Consider the following 3,059-nt stretch of genomic DNA (forward strand, 5'->3'; position numbering starts at 1 on the left):
GGATTCATATTGCCGTCATCACACCCGACCGCCCCGCCGGCACATGAAGACGGATCAGAAGTCATATCGCATAGGGTTTTGTAATATGTACACATGCTGTGGTCCTCTAAGATGCCGTTCTGGTTGTTTATTCCATATGTTGCGAGCTGGCCTCCTATAGACAATAAATTGCAGTTGTCATCCGCAAAATCCGGTAGCGGCGGCAGCGTTACACCAAAAGTTATCTCGTGTTTATTGTCTACGTGGAAATAAGAGAAGTCAGTACAGTCAAGACCAAGCGGCGGCAGCATGGGCACTAAATCATTTGTGTTTACAATCCGGAAACTTATACGGTTAGGCGCATACTCTCCCTCGTATGTACTAACCCACGCGCTGTCCCCAGCGGCAGGGCCTGCAAAGTTGTACATAATAACTGTATCTATATTTGTAGTATTTTGAGAAAAATCAGGGAAAGCTAAAAACGCAAGTGCAGCTCCCAGGCTGTGGCCAGTAATATAAAGAGTAGTAAAGTTTCCAGTCATTGCTAGCTCATCAACTTTTGATAGAATTGTGCTTTCTATAGGGAAATCATCCGTTCCTGTATAGACTCCCTGAAAACCCCCTGAGACTTTTCCTGAGGTAGGAACGAAATTATACGGAAGCTGTATTGCCGCAATGTCGGTAATTGCATCTGTGAAGTTAGCTGTACCTCTGAAAGAAACATATATGCCCTCTTCTTTTGTCGCCACGAACGCAATTGGAATCACCCCGTCATCATCCTGACATGTGCTGTTAAAAAAGCTGGAAACACCCTGGAATATAACCTCTTCAAGCACAAATGGAGCCGGTACTGTGATTGCACTCTTTCCTCCGTTTATGCATTGAATTCTCTGCTCGTATGCCACAAGCGCAAGCTCTCCAAGCTCAATTGCGAGATCTAGATCAAACTCTGGAGCCTCTGCGCCAGGCTCTTGTCCATCATTTCCGTTATTATTGCTGTTGCTGCAGCCCCCTGCAATTCCAAACGAAATTGTAATTAATAGAAGTAATGCAAATATGCCGGTTCTTCTCATGATACTCCCCTCCTTTTAAGTGATTGTTAATATTATAGCTAAAGTTTGAATTATAGTAGAATAAGACGACTAAATAAGTCCATAGATAATCCCCACAATCCCCCCGCCCGCAATAAGCCAGGTCGAATTAATCCTTAGCCAAAATAATCCCCCGATGCAAAGAAGAGCAATAATAATAGTAAGAGGATCAATCAGTGAGACTCGGGCAAGCTGAATAGTTACAGCAGCCATAAGCCCAAGTGATGCTGCATTTACTCCATCCAGCGCTGCGCCGGCCAGGGCTGACTTTCTAAGCCACGGTACTGCACGGTTTACAAACGGAACAAAGAAAAAAGATGGTAGGAATATAGCCACTGTTGCAATTATAGCGCCTTTAAGTCCGCCCACTATATAGCCAATAGCAGAGGCCGTTGTAAGAAGAGGTCCCGGCGTAACCTGCCCAATGGCCACAACGTCTATTAACTGCTGAGTTGTTATCCATCCAAGAGAGTTTACAAAATCTGCCTCTAAAAATGCCAGCAGTACATAGCCGCTTCCGTAGAGCACGGCCCCAATTTTAAAGAAGGTCAAAAACATTGTAGCAAAGGTAAATTCAGCTGCCGTAATAGCTGCTATATTTATCCCAATAATAGGAGTAACAAAGCTAAACATTTTTGAGCTGCCCATATATCTATAATTCCTAAAGATCATGACTATCAGGCCGCCTAAAAAGATTAGAAGTATTTCATTGATGCCGTAGAAATATGCTGCGACTACTGCTACTCCAACAAGCGATGTAAGTACTCCCTTTACAGCCTTTCTGCCCAATACCCAAAGCGCTTGTAGGACAATTGCAATAACAACGGGTTTAATGCCGTAGAACAAAGATTCCGCATATGTCGTAGTTCCGTAAACAACATAGAGCCAGGTAAGTATCGTAACCATAATAGCAGAGGGAAGGATGAAACTGGCCCCTGTCACGAGCATGCCCTGCCATCCGGCCCGGCTATAGCCCATATGAAGAGCCATCTGGGTTGAATTAGGTCCGGGGATTAGATTTGTCGCGCCCATGAGGTCTAAAAACTCCTGCTCGTTCAGCCACTTTCGGCGCGTCACAATCTCATCGTGCATCATCGCTATATGGGCTGGAGGCCCTCCGAATGCCACTATCCCCAAACGAACAAATAAGATAGCTAGCTCTTTTAATTTATGAGATAAGACTTGCTCTGGTTTCATTGTTAGTGAAAGTTACAGGAAAATAGACACTCAGACAATACAATATTTAGTGTGTTAATATTAAATTCATAATGCTATTATAGTTTGGAAATAATAGCTGCTACTTTGGAGGGGACAATGAGTGATGAGAAGACGTACGAGGGAAGCTGTTTTTGCGGAGATGTTGAAATTAAGGTGACCGGGGAGCCGATTGCCATGGGTTATTGCCATTGCGAAGACTGCCGCAAATGGGCAGCCGCTCCTGTGAATGCATATACACTGTGGGAGCCTAATTCCGTAAAGTTCATTAAGGGACAAGATAATACTATTACTTATCATAAGACCGACAAGAGTTACCGCGTTGCTTGTAAAACCTGCGGCGGACATATCTTAACCGATCATAAAGCGATGGATATTTTTGATGTTTATGCATCAATAATCCCAGAGTTTAATTTTGAACCAGTTATACATGTTCATTACCAAGAAACAGTGCTAAGGATCAAAGATGGTCTTCCGAAGTTCAAAGACCTGCCCGCTGAGGTAGGAGGATCAGGCGAGCTGATTGAGGAGTAATCAAAAAATTTAGTATGATTAACATACCAGTTTGATATAGATTATTGCAATCCTAAAAGTCAGATAATTGCGTACTAAGTTATAGACAGCATTTCTTAGCAATAACAGAATTTCACTTCAGGCGTCATTTCCTTCAGGTGGTGTTCCAAGCGGACCACCAGTTGCATGGACTGGGCGTGGAGAAGAGATCCGTAATGTAAATGGTGATTGGCTAATAACTGTTTGGGTTGTTTGCGCACC

General features: G+C 43.5%; 3 protein-coding genes. 1 reads left to right on the forward strand and 2 read right to left on the reverse strand.

The annotated features are described in order from the left end of the window. Positions 1-1,052 (reverse strand): lipase family protein (locus tag AAF462_11295; GenBank protein ID MEM7009707.1); only part of this gene is annotated, 1,052 nt, incomplete at its 3' end. A gap of 69 nt (positions 1,053-1,121) precedes the next feature. Further along, positions 1,122-2,267: a chromate efflux transporter gene (chrA, locus tag AAF462_11300; protein MEM7009708.1), complete on the reverse strand. Its 1,146-nt coding sequence runs from the start codon at positions 2,265-2,267 to the stop codon at positions 1,122-1,124. 117 nt (positions 2,268-2,384) lie between these two features. On the opposite strand from chrA, the gene AAF462_11305 reads away from it, so the two are divergent. Further along, positions 2,385-2,819, forward strand: coding sequence for a GFA family protein (locus AAF462_11305; protein ID MEM7009709.1), 435 nt, complete (start codon positions 2,385-2,387; stop codon positions 2,817-2,819). The last annotated feature ends 240 nt before the right edge of the window (positions 2,820-3,059 follow it).

Source organism: Thermodesulfobacteriota bacterium (assembly GCA_039028315.1).
Lineage (GTDB): Bacteria > Desulfobacterota_D > UBA1144 > Nemesobacterales > UBA2774 > CR02bin9.